Origin of the sequence: Lysobacter sp. FW306-1B-D06B, from assembly GCF_038446665.1 — a bacterium.
GTDB lineage: Bacteria > Pseudomonadota > Gammaproteobacteria > Xanthomonadales > Xanthomonadaceae > Lysobacter_J.
The window spans coordinates 3,928,318-3,946,627 of record NZ_CP151802.1; the positions used below are offsets into that span (position 1 = coordinate 3,928,318).

Sequence of the window (18,310 nt, forward strand, 5' to 3'; positions counted from 1 at the left end):
GCAGCCTGCCCGCTCCGTCCGCCTCGTGACGGCTTGCCTCAGAACTTGAGATTGACGCTGGTGAACAGGTACCGCCCGGCCTGGTCGTAGCCGCGCGGCGCATTGGCATTCTCTGCCAACGTGTTGCCCACCATCGGCGGCGCCCTGTCGAAGAGGTTGTTGATGCCGACGGTCCACTCCGCCATAGAGCCGAGCTGGAACGTGCCGGAAAGGTCGAACCAGCTGTAGGCATCGATTCCGTTCCCGCGGGAAACGAGCAGCTGGTCCGTGGTCAGGTCCTTTCCGGTCAGCTCGTCCCTGTAGTCCAGCGAACCGTAGTAGCGCCAGCGCAGGTTGACGCTCCACGCGTCACGCGAGTAACGGAAGTTGGCGATGTGCCGCCACTTCGGGTTCTGGCAGGCGATGCTGATCAAGCCTGTGCAGTCGTAATCGAAAGCGTCCACGCCCGGCAGCGGCTTGACGGTGGATTCGAGTTCGCGCGTGCCCACGATGGACGCCATGGCGCGCCCGCCGAACATCTCCCAGCGGTAACTGGCATTGAGATCGAGACCACGGACCTGCTGATGGCCGATGTTGGCGCGCTGGTTATCGATGTAGCCGGTCGAACCCAGCCACAAGTCGCCGGAAGCGGGATTGCGATGGATGCGATCGCACAGGAACGGCGTACCCGAAGTCGCACAGCCGTTGAGAATGTTCTGCGCGCCCACGGAATCGATGCGGTTGTCGATCCGGATGTCGAAGTAGTCCAGCGCGATGTCCAGCCCCTTGAGCGGGCTCGCGACGAAACCGAGCGTGTAGGTGTCGGCTTCCTCCGGGGTGAGTGTGGGGTCCCCACCGGTGAAATTGTTGTACTGGCCGGCCGGGCTGTCCGGAATCTTCCCGTACTGCGCCGTAGTCACGCCCGTCCGCTGGCATTCGACCAGGGAGAATACGGGCGAGGTCCCTGCGCATCCGTCCGTGCCGCTGAACAGACCCAGCGACAGCGGCGAGAACAGCTCAACGATGCCCGGTGCGCGAATAGCCCGGTTGTACCCGCCGCGGACCTTGTAGTGCTCGAGGAAGTCGCCACCGAATCCAAGCTTGTAGGTGCTCGCCGAACCCGAACGGTCGTAATCGGAGTACCGATAGCCCAGGTCGAGGTTGAGGCGATCGACGATACCCACCTCCTTGAGGACGGGCAGCGCGGCCTCAGCGAAGAGTTCCTTCACTTCGATCTGCCCGGAAATCGGCGGCGAAGTACCGCCCGAGCCGGCGAAGTTCCCGGCTTCGGAGTTGCTGTCCGCGCGATAGTGCAGCTCCTCCCTGCGCCATTCGGCGCCCGAGACCAGCGATATGGTGTCGCCCCCGGCCCACGGCAAACCCACGCCAAGGTCGCCGGACACGTAGCCGTTGACGCCGGTCAGACTGGTTTCCGTCACCTCGGTGCTCACGCCCGCCAGCGTGTCCGCCGCCGCCCGGGTGACGCCGCCGGGCGACCAGACGTTGTACGGAACGCATCCCCGAAAGGATCCAGCCGGACAACCAAGCAACGCCTCCTCGACACGATCAGAGAGGAAATCGTTGACGCCGACCGCAGTGCGGTCGGTGCGCCCGAAAACGCCTGACACGTTGTACGACCAGTTGCCGTTGATCGCGCCTTCGGCGCCGGTCACCACACGGTATGCGTCGTCCTTGGCGTCCCAGAAGCGCGGGCCGCCCTCCACATTTCGCTTTCCGACGTTGATCGTCAGGGGTTCGCTGGCGTCGAGGCCAAGGTCCGCGCACATCGTGCCCAAAAGCGGGTCGCTGCAACGCAACGACAGGTCCTGGGCGAAGAACGTGCCGGACTCGGCGATCTGGGTCGAGGTGGTGCGATGGGTGAACATCAGATCGACGAACGGACGAAAATGCTGGTTCACTTCCAGCTTCAACGACGCGCCAAAGTTCAACCGGTCCTCCGGCCGCTGGTAATAGTTGATCGGGGCGTAGTTGTAGACGTCGTCGGTACCTGGCGCCCAGGAACCGTTCGGATTGAGATGCGCACCGAAGCCGTACTGCGCGAGCGTGTCGGCCGCGTCGAAGACATAGAAGTTGGGGCGCCCCGCGGTGCCCGAGCCTCCGCACGCCTTTCCCGACGCATTCAGCGCACACGAGGAGTAGTCGCGTTCACCTTGGAACAGGGCATCGTTTCGCCGCCACGTCAGCCATGCACTGGCATGGCCCAACCCTTCGGCGAGGCTGCTTCCCCAGATCAGGTCGATGTTCCTCGACTTGCCGTCCAAGCCGGAATTGCCCGTGGGATAGCGGAAGCCCCGCTTATCCATCAGGCCCTGGATGTAGCCGTTGTCGTTGTCGTGCTGGAACCCCGAATAGCCGAGGTTGACCTGGAACCCCTCGAACGCATCATCGATCACGAAATTGACCACGCCCGCGACGGCATCCGCGCCGTATACCGCGGAGGCGCCGCCGGTGAGGATGTCCACGCGTTTGATGAGGCCGGCGGGAACCTGGCTCAGGTCCACGCCTCCGCTCGTCCCGCCGGCCTGAGCGCGCTGTCCGTTGATCAGCGTCAGCGTCCGGTCGTTACCGAGCCCGCGCAGGCTCGCGGTCGGATAGCCGGTGGCCCCATTGTTGGCGAAGGAATCGAAGTACGGCGTCAACTGCGGCATCTGATTTACCAGATCCTCGACGCGTGTGGTGCCAGTGACCTTGAACTCTTCCCTGTCGATCTCGGCAACCGGACTGGAAGCAGTGACGGTCTGACTCTGGATGCGAGTACCCGTAACGGTGACGGCATCGAGGTCGGTGGCCGCCTGCCCCGACGGCGAGGTTTCCTGCGCCTGCGCGTTGGTGGGAATGACGAGAATGGGGGTGGTCAACGCAAGTGAAAGAACGATCGCGTCGCGCAGCTTGGAGGTGTTCGGGATCATCTCTTCTGATACTCCGGCAGGTAATGGCGGAACCGTGGACTTCCACAGCCGCGGCCGGGCGTTCGAAGGAGCGAATCGGTGATCGAATCGCATGACGTACGGGAATGCCGCCGCCATCGCGCCGCAAACAGCGGCACCGCATGCGGTGCTTGCATTCTGGTCGTGCTTGTTCCCCTGCCCAGCCACAAACTGCGTGACTGCGCTATGAATTGCACAAGCAACGGCACGCAATCATTTAGAAAATGTCGTCCACTGCAGCGCGATGCCGTCGCCGCGGCCAAAGCGATATCGCGGGAACACGCCTGCGAAACCCAGAACCGCACGCGAGCGCAGCCATCATGTCGCGCAGGTTGGCCGCTGCAGACGCACAGTCCGGATGGCGATGGAGGTTTCGAAAGGGGGCTGCGTCCGTCATTTCGACGGGGTCCAACGGCGAGGTTAGGCGAATCGGGTTAGCGTCGCGGCACGCTCGCCAGCAACCCCGCCAGCATCCCGCCCGTCACCGGCTTGCGCAGGAAGCCCTGGAATCCCGCGGCCGTCGCCTGCGGTTCCACCTCCGCATCCGCACGCGCGGTGATCGCCAGCAGCGGGCGCGTGAAGCCCTGCAGGCGCAACTGTTGCGCCAGCGCGAAGCCGTCCATCCCCGGCAGGTCCAGGTCCAGCAGCGCCGCATCGAACCCGCCCGTCGTCGCCTCCGCCAGCGCCGCCAGCGCGTGCGCGACGTGCACCACGCGATGGCCCTGCACACGCAGCAGGCCGCAGATCACCTCCGCCACCGTCGGATCGTCTTCCACCAGCAGCAGCGACAGCGGCCCGCCGCGCGCGGCCAGCAGCGCTTCGGCGCCGTCGTGCGCGTCCGGCGCCGCCACCGACGGCAACGGCAGTTCGACCAGGAACCGCGCGCCTTCGCCCGGCGCACTCTCCACTCCGATCGTGCCGCCCATCTCCGCCGTGAGTTCCTGGCAGATCGCCAGGCCCAGGCCGCTGCCGCCGTAACGCGCCGCCGTGCGTGCGCCCTCGGCCTGTTCGAACCGGCGGAACAGCCGCGCCTGCTGCTCCTCGCTCAGGCCCGGGCCGGTGTCGGCGATCTCGAACCGCACGCCCTGCGGCGACAACGCCGACACCCGCAGCGACACCGATCCCTGCTCGGTGAACTTGATCGCGTTCGCCAGCAAATTCAGCAGGATCTGGCACACGCGATTCACATCGCCGCGCAGGCCGCGCGGCGCGTCCGGATCGACCGTGATCAGGAACGACAGCCCGCGCTGTCGTGCCAGCGGCGCCATCAGCGTGGCGGCTTCGTCCACGACCGTGCGCAGGTCGAACGGTGCGTCGGCCAGTTCCAGGCGGCCCGACTCGATGCGCGCCAGGTCGAGCGCGTCGTTGACCAGGCGCAGCAGATGGCGGCCGGCGCGGCGGATCGAATCGACGTAACCGCGTTGCTGCTGATCCAGCGGCGTGTCCATCAGCAACTCGCTCATGCCCAGCACGCCGGTCATCGGCGTGCGCACTTCGTGGCCCAGCGTGGCGAGGAAACGCGTCTTGGCCAGCGACGCCTGCTCGGCGACTTCGCGTTCGTGTTCCGACCACTGCCAGGCATGGCGACGCTTCAGGCGCCGGCGGTACACATCCGCCGTCCACCAACCCACCAGCAACGCCAATCCCGCGAATCCCGCCGTCGCCGTCCACGTCTGCCACCACGGCGGCGACACCGCGAACGACACCGACTGCGGCTGCGACCACACCTGGTCCGCGCCGCGTGCGATCACTTCGAGCCGGTAGTCGCCGGGCGGCAGCTGCGAAAAAACGCGCTCGCCGGTGGACTCCACTTCGATCCAGCCCGGATCGTAGCCGGCAAGGCGGAAACGGTAAGTGTGATTGCTCGCATCGTTGAACGTGAGCAGCCGCGCCACGATGCGCAGGTCGCGATCGCCCGGCGAGATGCGCACGGACTGCGAGGGATCGAGCGCGATGCGCGCTTCGCCGCGGCGCACGTCCACGCTTTCGATCACCAGCGGCGGCGGTTGCAGGTCCGGATGCACGGCGGCGGGATCGAACATCACCAGCCCTTCGGTCGAGCCGACCACCACGCGGCCGTCGCGCGCGCGCATGCGCGGAAGCGAATCGAACTCCTGGCTGGGCAAGCCGTCGCGCACGCCGTACACGCGGGTCGCGCGGCGCACCGGATCCACGCGCATCAGGCCGCGCACGGTGGCCAGCCACGCGACGCCGGCGCCGTCGACGACGATGCCGCTGGGTGCCAGCAGCGGTACGCCTTCCTCCGCGCCCAGTTTCACTTCGCGACGCAGCGTTCCGCCTTCCTGGGCGTAGGCTTCCACGGCGCCGAACCGCGTCAGCCAGACACGCCGGTTCGCATCGATCGCAAACCCATGCACGCGCGTGGCGGGAATGCCGGGCACCGGTTCGAACTGCCGCGCCTGCGCATTCCAGCGCGAGATGCCCTGCGATCCGGCGACCCACAGCGCACCGTCCACACCGGGCGCGATCTGCTCCACGAACACGCCCTTCGGCAAGCCACCGGCATCGCCGGCCTTCAACACCAGGCGCACGCGCCCCTGTGCGTCGCGCGCCTGCACGGCGCCTTCCTCGCTCACCGTCCACAGCGTGCCATCGCGGGTGCGTGCGAGTTTCGCCTCGCCCACCAGTGGGGAATCGGTGCCGCTGGATTCGTTCCAGCGCGTGATCTGCGCGGTGGCCGGATCGATGCGCGCCAATCCGCTCTGGTAGCTCACCCAGACCTGGCCCGCGTCGTCCTCGACGACATCGAACAACCAGAAGCCTTCGCCGACATCACGCGCGACATGCGTGACCGCACCGGTGTCCGGATCCAGGCGATCGAGCACACCGCCGGTGCCCACCAGCCACATGCCGCCGTCGGCCGAAGGAGCGATGCCGCGCACGCTGGCATTGGCGATGGAGGCCGGATCGTCGAGCCGCCGCGACAGCACGGCGAACTGGCGCCATGTTCCGGGCAGGTACCAAAGGCCGTTGCTGCTGCTGGCGAACCACAGGCCGCCTTCGCGGTCCTCATAGCCGCTGACCCACGACGGCCGCACCAGGCCCTGCGCGGCGCCGCTGTACAACGGCACCACGCGCATCTTGCCGGCGTCCTCGCGCCCCAGGCCCTGGGCCACATCGAACCAGTACGTGCCGGCGCGATCGCGCAGCAGCACGTGCAGGATGGTGTCTTCGATGCCCGCTTCGCGCCACGGCGTCGCCGAATAGCGGCCGTCGGGCCTGCGCACGCTCACGCCGCGCGGCGTGGCGAACCACAGCGTGCCGTCGCGTTCCGCGCTCAGTCCGTTGGTGAGCGGCGAGGCGAGCGCGTCCTTGGGAACGCGTTCGAAATCGTGTCCGGTCCAACGCGCTACGCCGCCCTTCGTGCCGACCCACAGCGCGCCATCGGGCGCGACCAGCAACTGCGAGACTTCGGCATCGGGCAGGCTGCGTTCGTCGCCTTCCCTGGGCATGAAGCGCGTGACCGTGCCGTCCGGCGCGATGCGGTGCAGGCCGCCGAATGCCGTGCCGAACCAGACCGCGCCGTCGCGCGTGGAGGTGACGGCCCAGATGTTGTCGTCGCCCATCTGCGGCGTGTTGGCGCGGTTGTAGTAGCGGAAGTGCTTGCGCTCGGCGTCCAGCACCGCGAGCCCGGCCTGCGCCGTCGCCACCCAGACGCGATTGCGCGCATCGGCGTGAACTGCCCAGACGAAGCTGTCGCGCAGGCCCTGCTCGGTGCGCCAGATGCGGAAGCCGCTGCCGTCGTAGCGCGCCAGGCCGTCACTGGTGGCGATCCACAGATAGCCGTTGGCGTCCTGGGTGATGCCGTTGATGCGGTTGGACGGCAGGCCGTCGGCGACGGTGATCTGCCGCGGGCGCGGTGTTTCCGGCAGGGTGGCCCGGGCCGGGAACGCGAGCGCACACGCACACGCCAGCCACAGCCACGCGATTGCCTTTGCCAGCATGTGCGACGAATCCGACGGTAAGAGCCCCGCGCCTAGGCTCGGCGAAGGCGTGCGGCGGCGCAAGTCCGCCCTCACCCCAACCCCTCTCCCGCAAGCGGGAGAGGGGCTTTCGGCCCACTCTCTCGTACTTGGCCCCTCTCCCGTTTACGGGAGAGGGGCTGGGGTGAGGGCCTGACGCCCCGGCACGCTCGCCAGCAACCCCGCCAGCATCCCGCCCGTCACCGGCTTGCGCAGGAAGCCCTGGAATCCCGCGGCCGTCGCCTGCGGTTCCACCTCCGCATCCGCACGCGCGGTGATCGCCAGCAGCGGGCGCGTGAAGCCCTGCAGGCGCAACTGTTGCGCCAGCGCGAAGCCGTCCATCCCCGGCAGGTCCAGGTCCAGCAGCGCCGCATCGAACCCGCCCGTCGTCGCCTCCGCCAGCGCCGCCAGCGCGTGCGCGACGTGCACCACGCGATGGCCCTGCACACGCAGCAGGCCGCAGATCACCTCCGCCACCGTCGGATCGTCTTCCACCAGCAGCAGCGACAGCGGCCCGCCGCGCGCGGCCAGCAGCGCTTCGGCGCCGTCGTGCGCGTCCGGCGCCGCCACCGACGGCAACGGCAGTTCGACCAGGAACCGCGCGCCTTCGCCCGGCGCACTCTCCACTCCGATCGTGCCGCCCATCTCCGCCGTGAGTTCCTGGCAGATCGCCAGGCCCAGGCCGCTGCCGCCGTAACGCGCCGCCGTGCGTGCGCCCTCGGCCTGTTCGAACCGGCGGAACAGCCGCGCCTGCTGCTCCTCGCTCAGGCCCGGGCCGGTGTCGGCGATCTCGAACCGCACGCCCTGCGGCGACAACGCCGACACCCGCAGCGACACCGATCCCTGCTCGGTGAACTTGATCGCGTTCGCCAGCAAATTCAGCAGGATCTGGCACACGCGATTCACATCGCCGCGCAGGCCGCGCGGCGCGTCCGGATCGACCGTGATCAGGAACGACAGCCCGCGCTGTCGTGCCAGCGGCGCCATCAGCGTGGCGGCTTCGTCCACGACCGTGCGCAGGTCGAACGGTGCGTCGGCCAGTTCCAGGCGGCCCGACTCGATGCGCGCCAGGTCGAGCGCGTCGTTGACCAGGCGCAGCAGATGGCGGCCGGCGCGGCGGATCGAATCGACGTAACCGCGTTGCTGCTGATCCAGCGGCGTGTCCATCAGCAACTCGCTCATGCCCAGCACGCCGGTCATCGGCGTGCGCACTTCGTGGCCCAGCGTGGCGAGGAAACGCGTCTTGGCCAGCGACGCCTGCTCGGCGACTTCGCGTTCGTGTTCCGACCACTGCCAGGCATGGCGACGCTTCAGGCGCCGGCGGTACACATCCGCCGTCCACCAACCCACCAGCAACGCCAATCCCGCGAATCCCGCCGTCGCCGTCCACGTCTGCCACCACGGCGGCGACACCGCGAACGACACCGACTGCGGCTGCGACCACACCTGGTCCGCGCCGCGTGCCTGGAATTCCAGACGGTAACGGCCCGGTGGAAGCTGCGAGAACACGCGCTCTCCCGACGCGCCGTTGTTCACCCATTCGGTGTCGAAACCGACCAGCCGCGAGCGGTACAGATGATGGCGCGCGTCGTTGAACGAGAGCAGCCGGGCCACGATGCGCAGATCGCGATCGTCGTGGCGCAGGCGGAACGGCACGCCCGCATCGAAGCGCACGCGCCGGCCGTCGCGATGCACTTCGATCGTATCGAGCGCGAGGCGCGGCTCGTTATCGTTCGGCCGCACCTGCCGGGGTTGGAACATCACCAGCCCTTCCGGTGTTCCGACCAGAATCAAACCGTCGGAACCGCGCGCAACGGGTGCCTCGGCGAGTTCCTGGCTCGGCAGGCCATCGCGCACGCCGTAGACCCGCACGCGTTGGCGCGCGGGATCGGCGCGTATCAGGCCGCGCATGCTGGTGACCCACAGGATCCCTTCGGCGTCGATCACGATGCCCTCGGCCGCGATCAACGGCATGCCATGGCGCGTGTCCACACCGCCTGGCAGCGGGATCAGTCCCGGCCCTTGCCATCGATAGGGCTGCAACGCGCCGAAGCGGGCCAACCAGACGTCGTTGCCCTTCCACGCGAAAGCATGCGTCTCGCGCCGATCCACACCGGGCACCGGCTCGAAGCGATGCAGCAGCGCATTCCACGCGAACAATCCCTGCGAGCCCGCCACCCAAAGCGCCCCGTCCGGCCCCGGCGCGGTCTGCGCGACGCTCATCTCGCGCGGCAAACCGCCGTCACTGCCGGCCGGCAGAGACTCAAGGATGCGTCCGTCGTAATCGCGCGCCTGCGCGGAGCCTTGTTCGTCGATCAGCCAGATGCGTCCGTCCGGCGTTTCCACGGGAATGTTGAGGGAACCCAGGATCGGCGCGCGCGCATCGTTCGACAGCCAGCGCACGTAGCGCCCGCTGCGCGGATCGATCCGTGCCACGCCGCCAGCGAAGGTGACCCACACCTGGCCGCGACGGTCCTGCAGAACGTGCTGCCAGCTCAGGCCGCCGCTCACGCGCTGGTCGTCGTCGATGACATGACGGATGTGGCCCGTGTCGGGATCCAGACGATCCAGCGAACCGCCGTTGCCCACCAGCCACATGCCGCCGTCGGCCGTGGGCGCGATCCCGTTGACCTGGGCGTTCGCCATCGTCGTGCGATCACCGACGCGACGCGTCAACACCGCGAACTGGCGCCAGTCCGGATTGAGATACCACAGGCCGTGCGTGTAGCTGACGAACCACAGGCCGCCTTCGTGATCTTCGAACGCGCTGACCCACGACGGCCGCACCAGCCCGTGCGAGGCCTGGCTGTACAACGGAGCCACCTCGGCCTTTCCGCCGTTCTCGAAACCCAGTCCCTTGAGGATGTCGAACCAGCGCAGGCCGCTGCGGTCGCGCAACAGCAGCTGCAGGATCGCAGGATCCTGCGTCGGTGCCGGGCCGTAGGTCCCGTCGGGATGGCGCACGGAAACGCCTTCGTCGGTGCCGAACCACACGGTGCCGTCGGGCTCCACCGTCAGTCCGTTGAGGTGCGGCGACTTCAACGCCGTGGCGGGAACGCGTTCGAAACGCGTGCCCGTCCATCGCGCCGCGCCGCTCAGCGTTCCGACCCACAGCTCGCCCTTCGCGCTGACCGCAAGCTGGCCGACTTCCGCGCCCGGCAGGCTGCCCGCATCACGGGCGGCGGGCATGAACCGGTCGACGCGCCCCCGCACATCCAGGCGATGCAGTCCGCCGGGCGAGGTGCCGAACCACAAGGCGCCGTCCGGCGTCGAGACGATGGACCACACGCGATCGCTGCCCATCGATGGCGTGTTGCTGCGATCGTAGAAACGGAAGTGCGTGCGGTCGACGTCGAGCATCGCCAGTCCGGCCCGATCGGTCCCCACCCACACGCGGTTGCGCGCATCGACGTGCACGGCCCACAGCAGGTTGTCGCGCAGACCATCTTCCGCCTGCCACACGCGAAAGCCCGTTCCGTCGTAACTGGCCAGCCCGTCCCCGGTGGCGATCCACAGGGTGCCGGTGCGGTCCTCGGCGATGCCGTGGATCCGACTGGAAGGCAGTCCGTCATCGATCGTCAATTGACGCAGTCGCGGCACCGTGGACATGGCCCCCGCATCGATCATCCATGAAGCCCACAACAGCAGGATCCATCCGGTCCTGCGCCACCACGACGTACTTTTCATGCCCGTTACGCTGAGCGATCACCCCGACGCTCGGCAAGGCGATTTCATGCGAAGCTTCCTCAGCGCAACGGTTCGTTACACCGATCGCCCGCCCCGTTCACCCGTCTGCGCCTAGAATCCCGCCCATCGTCAACACGGGAGCGCCGCATGTCCGCAAGCCGCAAGCCCGTCCGCCCCGTCTGGCCGGCCGGCACGGCGCGCACCGGGTTACTGCTGGCCATCGTGGCCGCCGCCGCGATACCGGCCGCGCACGCCGCGCAAGCGCAGACGTATTCGCTCGATCCCGTACACACGCGCGTGCTGTTCGCGATCAGCCATGCGGGCTTCTCCCAGGCCATGGGCACGGTGTCGGGCAGCACGGGCACGCTGGTGTTCGACCGCGAGGACTGGCGCAGCGCAAAGCTCGACGTGCGCGTGCCGCTGGAGCGCCTGGACATGGGCGATGCGAAGTGGAACGACGCCGTTCGCGCGGCCAACCTGCTCGACACGAAACGGCATCCCGAAGCGCATTTCGTCTCCACCTCGGTGGAGCCGTCCGATGCGGACCACGCCAAGGTCTGCGGCGATCTCACCCTGCGCGGCGTGACCAAGCCGGTGTGCCTGGACGTCACGCTCAATGCGCTCAAGCGGCATCCGCTGCCGCCGTTCCACCGAACCGCGGGTTTCTCCGCGACGACCACGCTCAACCGCGCGGACTTCGGCATGAACGCATGGAAGAACGTCATCGGCGACACGGTGGAACTGCGCATCGAAGCCGAGGCCGAACGCGCGCGCAATGGCGCGCAGGACGAGTCGCCATCGCCGCAGCCCGAGGCGATGCCATCGCAGGATGCACCGGAACCGTCGACCGACCCCACGACCGAACCCGAGCCCACACCATGATGCTGAGAAATTCCGCCGAACGCTGGGGCTCCGTCAGCCAGTTCCTGCACTGGCTGATCGTGCTGCTGATCCTGTGCCTGGGCGTGGTCGGCCTGGTGATGGTCGAGCTGCCGAAATCGCCGCGTTATTTCTGGGTGTACGACCTGCACAAATCCTTCGGCCTGAGCGTGCTCGCACTGGTGACGCTGCGCTTGCTGTGGCGCCTGGTCGCCGGGGCGCCGCGCCCGGTGGAAGGCACGCCGCGCTGGCAGGAACGCGCCGCTTCGATCACGCACTGGCTGCTGTACGCGCTCACCTTTGCCGTGCCGTTGTCGGGCTGGCTGTACGACTCGCTGAGCGGCCTGCGCCCGCTGCGCTGGTTCTGGCAGTTCAAGGTGCCCAAGCTCGCCGATCCCAGCCAGGAGCTCGCGCCGCTGATGCGCGACACGCACGAATGGCTGTTCTGGGCGCTGATCGCGCTGGTCGCCGTGCATGCTGCCGCCGCGTTCTACCACCACCTTTTCCAGCACGACGTCACGCTCACGCGCATGCTGCCGCGTCGTCGCGCGCCCGCCCCCGCCGACCTGCCCCCCGCTTCGGAGATCCATTGATGTCGATCAAGCCCGTCCTGTTCGCGACCGCGCTCGCCGCGTTCGCTTTCCCCGCCTTCGCCGCCGACTACGTGCAGGCCGGTGGTTCGTCGCTGACGTTCGCCACGAAGTACGAAGGCGAAACCTTCACCGGCAAGTTCCCCAGCTTCACCACGAAGCTGAGTTTCGACCCGGCGAAGCTGGCGACCTCCAAGCTGGACGTGGTGATCCCGCTGGCCGGCACCACCACCGCCAACAGCGATCGCGACGACGCATTGCGCGGCGATGATTTCTTCGCCATCGCCAAGTTCCCGCAGGCGCGCTACACGGCGACGAAGTTCCGCAGCCTGGGCGGGAACCAGTACGCCGCCGACGGCACGCTGACCCTGCGCGGCGCGAGCAAGCCGGTGACGCTGACGTTCACCTGGACGCCCGGCGCGCAGCCGGTGCTCACCGGCAAGGCGACCGTGAAGCGCCTGGATTTCGGCGTCGGCGGCGGCGACTGGGCCGACACGGCGCTCATTCCGAACGAAGTGGCGGTGAGCACGAAGGTGGTGTTCGCGCCAGCGAAGTAGCGCCTGCCCGCAGGTTTCGCCTGAACGGAGCCGAAAGGCTCCGTTCGCGTTTGCGCGCATCGCACCGGCGGCGGGCTCGCTCCAACCGTCATCCCGGCGAATGCCGGAATCCAGGCTGTCACCGCGGGCCCGCGCGATCAAGTGTTGAACCGACTCAATCGCCCATCAGGAACGCCGCCAGCCGCTCCGCATCGAACGGCCAGTCCAGCTCCGTCCCGCGCGTCTCATCGCGCAGCACCGGCACCCGCACGCCATAGCGCGCCTCCAGCCCGTCGTCGTCGTCGATGAAGACGCTCTCGAAGTCCGGCACGCGCGCCTGCGCCAGCACTTCCAGCGCCAGATCGCACAGATGGCAGTCGTCACGCTGGAACAGCGTCAGGGCGGGCGCTACGGCAGGCACGGCGTCATGCATCGCAATCCGGCACGGTATGGCGGGGTGGGGCCCGCGGGGCGCGTAGAATAACGGGATTCCCGCCGCCCACGTCGTGCGCGCGGTCCTCATCCCGGAGCAGTACGTGGCCGTCAGCAGTTTCGACCTCTTCAAGATCGGCATCGGGCCGAGCTCCTCCCACACCGTCGGCCCGATGCGCGCCGCCGCGCGCTTCGTGCAGCGCTGGCTGCTGGAAGGCGGCGACGGCAACGGCAGCGAACTGGCGCGCACCGCGCGCGTTCGCGCCGAAGTGTTCGGCTCGCTCGCCCTCACCGGCCGCGGCCACGGCACCGACAAGGCCGTGCTGATGGGCCTGGAAGGCCACCTGCCCAACGAAATCGACCCGGACCTCATTCCGGCCGCGCTGGAACGCATTCGCGCGAGCAAGCGCATCCGCCTGTTCGACCGCCACGAGATCGGCTTCGACGAGAAGCACGACCTCATCATGAACAAGCGCCAGAAGCTGCCGTTCCACACCAACGGCATGCGCTTCACCGCGTTCGACGCGGACGGCGGCGTGATCGCCACGCGCGATTACTACTCCGTCGGCGGCGGCTTCGTGGTGAACCAGGACGAAGCGGCCGAAGACCGCATCGTCGCCGACACCACCGACCTGCCCTACCCGTTCCACTCCGGCGACGAACTGCTCGCGCGCAGCCGCGACAGCGGTTTGAGCATCGCCCAACTGATGTACGCCAACGAGCAGGTGTGGCGCACGCCGGAGCAGATCGACGCGGGCCTGGACGAAATCTGGAATGCGATGCAGGCCTGCGTGGCGCGCGGCATCCGCGAGAAGGGCACGTTGCCCGGCGGCCTGCATGTGTCGCGTCGCGCGCCCGCGCTGCATTCGGAACTGTCGTCGCGTCCGGAAGCGGCGATGCGCGATCCGCTCACCACGCTGGATTGGGTCAACCTCTACGCACTGGCGGTGAACGAAGAGAACGCCGCAGGTGGCCGTGTCGTCACGGCGCCGACCAATGGCGCGGCGGGCATCATTCCCTCGGTGCTTCATTACTACGATCGCTTCTGCCCGGGCGCGAACATCCAGGGCGTGCGCACGTTCCTGCTGACGGCCGCGGCGGTGGGCATCCTCTACAAGGAAAACGCCAGCATTTCCGGCGCGGAAGTGGGCTGCCAGGGCGAAGTCGGCGTGGCCTGTTCGATGGCCGCGGCAGGTTTGACGGCGGCCATCGGCGGCACGTCGAGCCAGATCGAGAATGCCGCGGAAATCGGCATGGAACACAACCTGGGCCTGACCTGCGACCCGATCGGCGGCCTGGTGCAGATCCCGTGCATCGAACGCAATGCGATGGGCGCGGTGAAGGCCATCAACGCCAGCCGCATGGCGATGCGCGGCGACGGCAAGCACAAGGTCTCGCTCGACAAGGTCATCAAGACCATGCGCGACACCGGCCGCGACATGCAGGACAAGTACAAGGAAACCTCGCGCGGCGGGTTGGCGGTTAACGTCATCGAGTGCTGAGGATTCGGTGCGTGCAATGATGCGATCCGGGCCGCGTCAGCGGCCCGTTTTGTTTGTGGGTTCGTCTTGGCGGCGGAAGGTGGCGGGGATCGGGACTTCATGCCGTCCAGGAAGAACATCATGCCGTTCGATGCGTCACGCCGTCCGAAACATCACGTCATCCGGAGTATCACGTCATCCCGGCGAAGGCCGGGATCCAGGCTGTCACAGCCTTCCGACACCTCTCGTCATTCCAGCGAAAGCTGGAATCCATTTTGCTGTTGCTGTTCATAGGCAGCGGGCAAGCGTGAAAAGACCCTGGAGAGTGCCGCCATGCGGCGGCCCAAAAGCCCCCGCCTTCGTGGGAATGACGAGCAACGTCATCCCGGCGAAGGCCGGGATCCAGGCTGTCACGCCTTCCGCCATCTCACGTCATTCCAGCGAAGGCTGGAATCCATCTTGCTGTTGATAGCCAACGGGGAAAGCGTGGAACGTCCCTGGATTCCCGCCTACGCGGGAATGACGGTGACGTGGTTTGCCGCGCAGGGAGTGCCCGCACGTTGAGGCCCTGGATCCCGGCCTTCGCCGGGATGACGGTGAGGGTAGGTGGCGGTGGCGGTGGCGGTGGCGGTGGCGGTGGCGGTGGCGGTGACGGTGACGGTGACGGTGGCTGTTGCTTTTGCTGCTGATATTTCTGTTGCTGTTGCTGTTGCAATCGAACAGCCTTTCAGGTCACTAGCCCCGAAGGGCGCCGCACATGGATGTGCGGCGGTGAGCGCTGAGCCATGGATGGCGAATCGCGAACGCGCCCTTGCGCTGTCCGGTCGTGGGATTGATCTGGGCCCACTGCCCTTTCTTTTGGTTACTTTTCTTTGGGCAAGCAAAGAAAAGTGACCCGAGCGGCGTAGCCGATCGGAAGCTTTGCTATTGCTCCTTCTTTGAGAAGCCTGAGAAAGCCAAATCAAAATGGATTCCAGCTTTCGCTGGAATGACGGTGACAAGGTTTGCCGTCATCGGAGTGCCCGCGCGCTGCGGGCCTGGATCCCGGCCTTCGCCGGGATGACGGTGGGTCGCCGCACAGGGAGTGCCCGTGCGCTACGGGCTTGGGTCCCGGCCTTCGCCAAGATGACGGACAGTGCCGAGCGGCGCCCCCACACGCGCCCTCCCAAGCCCCGCCCTACCGCCCACCGCGCCCAACCCACCGCCCGCACCACTCGCCAGATCCCATCAGACGAAAGTGCGAAATCCCCCCTAAAGTTTTCCCGGCCGCTGCCGATGGTCATTGAGACCATAGGTCTGCTTCTCTGGGGAGGGGAGCGGCATGCAGGGTACTTACGACTTCAGGGCGATCGTCCTGTCGTTTCTCATCGCGTGGTTCGCGGCCTTCGTCGCGGTCCAACTGGCAGGCCGCGTACGCAGTGCGTCCGGACGCACCATGCCGGTGTGGGTGTGGGCCGGCGGCGCCGCCTTCGGGCTGGGCATCTGGTCGATGCATTTCACCGGCATGCTGGCCTTCCGCTTGCCCGTGCCGATGTACTACGACGTGCGCATGACCGTCGTGTCGCTGGTCGCCGCCGTGCTGTCGTGCGTGCTGGCGCTGTACGTGGCCGGCACGCGCCGGCGCAGCTTCGCGCAATTGCTGCTCGCCGCCGCGTTCATGGCGATGGGCATCGTCAGCATGCATTACCTGGGCATGGCCTCGATCACCTTCAGCCCCGGCGCGCTGTACTCGCCGTTCTGGGTGATCGCCTCGATCGTCGTCGCCCTTGCGGTGTCGCTGGTCGCGCTGCACCTGCTGACGCGCTTTTCGTGGATCGGCAACGAACCCAGCTTCGGCGTGCAGGTCGGTGCCGCCGCGTTGATGGCGCTGGGCGTGTGCGGCACGCATTACACGGGCATGGCAGCACTGCAGGTGGGGCCGGGCACGTTCTGCCTGACATCGCCGGGCGCTGTCCCGGGCGAACAACTGAGCCTGGTGATCGTCAGCATCGCCCTGCTCTACCTGGCGGCCATCACCATCGGCTCGCAGCGCGACCTGCATGCCAGCGAGCAGCGCTTCCGCGCGCTCGTCGACGGCGCGCCCGGCGCGATGATCATCGTGGAAGCCAACGGCCGCATTTCGCTGGCGAACGTGGAAGCCGAGCGCCTGCTCGGCTACACGCGCGGCGAGCTGGCCGGCCGCCCGATCGAGGTGCTGATCCCCTCGCGCCTGGTGCCCCGTTGCCCGGACGAACGCGCGCGCTTCCTGCAGGTGCAGCGCAAGCTGCATGTGAGCGGCGGCGAGCACGAGCTGCACTGCCTGCGTCGCGATGGCAGCGAAATCCCGGTCGAATTCGGCCTGAGCCCGCTCGTCGTCCAGGGCCGGCGCGTCGTGGTGGCCTCGATCATGGACCTCACCGAGCGCAAGCAGGCCGAGGAGCGCATCGCGCGCCTGGCCTATTTCGACACGCTTACCGGCCTGCCGAACCGCAGCAAGTTCGAACTGCGCATGGAACAGGCGCTCGCCAGCGCCGGCACCGACGGCTTCGGCCTGATCTTCGCCGACCTGGACGGTTTCAAGGAGATCAACGATTCGCTAGGCCACAGCGCCGGTGACCGCGTGCTGGCGCAGATCGCGCACCGTCTTCGCGAAGGCGTCGGCGAGCGCGGCGAGGTGTTCCGCTTCGGTGGCGACGAATTCATCGTCCTGCTGCCCAGCGGCTCGCCCACGCGCGATGCGGGCATCGCCGAAGAACTGATCCGCCGCGTCGCCGTGCCGATGTGGATGGAAGGCGAGCAGCTCGGCGTCACGCTGAGCCTGGGCAGCGTGCGCCATCCCGAGCACGGCCGCGATCACGACCAGTTGCTCAAGCGCGCCGACATCGCGATGTACCAGGCCAAGGGCGCCGGCAAGAACGTGCACCTGCGCTTCCTGCCCGACATGGAAGCCTCGGTGACGCGCCGCTTCGCCATGCTCAACGAACTGCGCAACGCGCAGGAGCTGGGGCAGCTGGTGCTGCTCTACCAGCCGATGATCGAACTGCGCACGCGCCGCATCATCGGCGCCGAAGCGCTGGTGTACTGGGATCATCCGCGCCACGGCCGCATCACGCCGTCCACGTTCATTCCGGTGGCCGAAGAACACGGTCTGATCGAATCGCTCGGCGAATGGGTGCTGGAAGAAGCCGTGCGCCAGTCCGCCGCGTGGCGCGCGAACGGGCTGCCGCCGCTGCGACTGGCGGTGAACGTCTCCAGCGCGCAGTTCCGCGACGCGTCCCGCCTGCGCAACGCGGTCGACCGCGTGCTGCGCCGCCACGGCTTTCCGGCCGACAGCCTGGAGCTGGAGATCACCGAGCGCCAGATCATGCACGACCCGCAATCCAGCATCGCCACGATGGTCGCGCTGTCCGAACTGGGCGTGGCGATGGCGCTGGACGACTTCGGCACCGGCTATTCCAGCCTGAGCCACCTGCGCGACTTCCCGCTGCGCAAGCTCAAGATCGACCGCAGCTTCACCGACCAGATCGACCGCGACCCGCAGGGGCTGGCGATCGTGCGTGCGGTGTGCGAACTGGGCCGCAACCTGGGCATGCAGGTCGTCGCCGAGGGCGTGGAGCGCGAGGCGCAGGTCGCGCCGCTGTTGGGGGTGGACTGCGCGCTTGTGCAGGGCTTCCTGTTCGGCGCGCCGATGTCGGCGGCGGAGTTCGAGCGGCGCATGCCTCGCCCCGTGCCGGCCTGACGCGACTGGATGGCGGCGGAATGGGGCCGAGCCCTCATCCCGCCTGCGCACCCCCGCGCGTACCATCCGGCCACGCC

At 67.8% G+C, this 18,310-nt stretch carries 10 protein-coding genes; 6 read left to right on the forward strand and 4 right to left on the reverse strand.

Annotated elements, in window-relative coordinates:
* Positions 1-38: 38 nt before the first annotated feature.
* The 3 genes from AAFF32_RS18260 to AAFF32_RS18270 all read right to left on the reverse strand — a co-directional run bounded on the left by AAFF32_RS18260 (position 39) and on the right by AAFF32_RS18270 (position 10,519).
* Positions 39-2,909, reverse strand: a complete 2,871-nt coding sequence (locus AAFF32_RS18260; protein ID WP_342315954.1) for a TonB-dependent receptor — start codon at positions 2,907-2,909, stop codon at positions 39-41.
* A gap of 452 nt (positions 2,910-3,361) precedes the next feature.
* Positions 3,362-6,892 carry an ATP-binding protein gene (locus AAFF32_RS18265; protein WP_342315955.1) on the reverse strand — a complete coding sequence of 1,177 codons (3,531 nt, stop codon included), beginning with the start codon at positions 6,890-6,892 and terminating at the stop codon, positions 3,362-3,364.
* Positions 6,893-7,036: 144 nt separating this feature from the next.
* Positions 7,037-10,519, reverse strand: coding sequence for an ATP-binding protein (locus tag AAFF32_RS18270; protein ID WP_342315956.1), 3,483 nt, complete (start codon positions 10,517-10,519; stop codon positions 7,037-7,039).
* A 225-nt stretch (positions 10,520-10,744) separates the two neighbouring features.
* Here AAFF32_RS18270 and AAFF32_RS18275 point away from each other — a divergent pair, with 225 nt between their 5' ends.
* The 3 genes from AAFF32_RS18275 to AAFF32_RS18285 are packed head-to-tail and all read left to right on the forward strand — an operon-like array spanning position 10,745 to position 12,623.
* Entirely contained in the window at positions 10,745-11,479 is a 735-nt protein-coding gene (locus tag AAFF32_RS18275) for a YceI family protein (protein WP_342315957.1), read from the forward strand.
* A complete protein-coding gene (locus AAFF32_RS18280) occupies positions 11,476-12,069 on the forward strand; it encodes a cytochrome b (RefSeq protein ID WP_216963560.1) in 594 nt (197 codons plus the stop codon). Before AAFF32_RS18275 ends, AAFF32_RS18280 begins: the two co-directional genes overlap by 4 nt.
* Positions 12,069-12,623 (forward strand): YceI family protein, encoded by a 555-nt coding sequence (locus tag AAFF32_RS18285; RefSeq protein WP_216963562.1) that lies wholly within the window; start codon positions 12,069-12,071, stop codon positions 12,621-12,623. Before AAFF32_RS18280 ends, AAFF32_RS18285 begins: the two co-directional genes overlap by 1 nt.
* Before the next feature lie 154 nt (positions 12,624-12,777).
* Here AAFF32_RS18285 and AAFF32_RS18290 read toward each other — a convergent pair whose 3' ends face one another.
* Complete coding sequence (locus AAFF32_RS18290) at positions 12,778-13,023, reverse strand: glutaredoxin family protein (RefSeq protein WP_342315958.1); 246 nt, start codon at positions 13,021-13,023, stop codon at positions 12,778-12,780.
* Between the two features lie 115 nt (positions 13,024-13,138).
* On the opposite strand from AAFF32_RS18290, the gene AAFF32_RS18295 reads away from it, so the two are divergent.
* The 3 genes from AAFF32_RS18295 (at position 13,139) to AAFF32_RS18305 (ending at position 18,233) form a co-directional block, all read left to right on the forward strand.
* On the forward strand, positions 13,139-14,536 hold the full coding sequence (locus AAFF32_RS18295) for an L-serine ammonia-lyase (RefSeq protein WP_216964297.1): 1,398 nt from the start codon (positions 13,139-13,141) through the stop codon (positions 14,534-14,536).
* Positions 14,537-15,121: 585 nt separating this feature from the next.
* Positions 15,122-15,409 carry a hypothetical protein gene (locus AAFF32_RS18300; RefSeq protein WP_342315959.1) on the forward strand — a complete coding sequence of 96 codons (288 nt, stop codon included), beginning with the start codon at positions 15,122-15,124 and terminating at the stop codon, positions 15,407-15,409.
* Positions 15,410-15,836: 427 nt separating this feature from the next.
* Positions 15,837-18,233, forward strand: coding sequence for an EAL domain-containing protein (locus tag AAFF32_RS18305; RefSeq protein WP_216963568.1), 2,397 nt, complete (start codon positions 15,837-15,839; stop codon positions 18,231-18,233).
* Positions 18,234-18,310 lie beyond the last annotated feature (77 nt).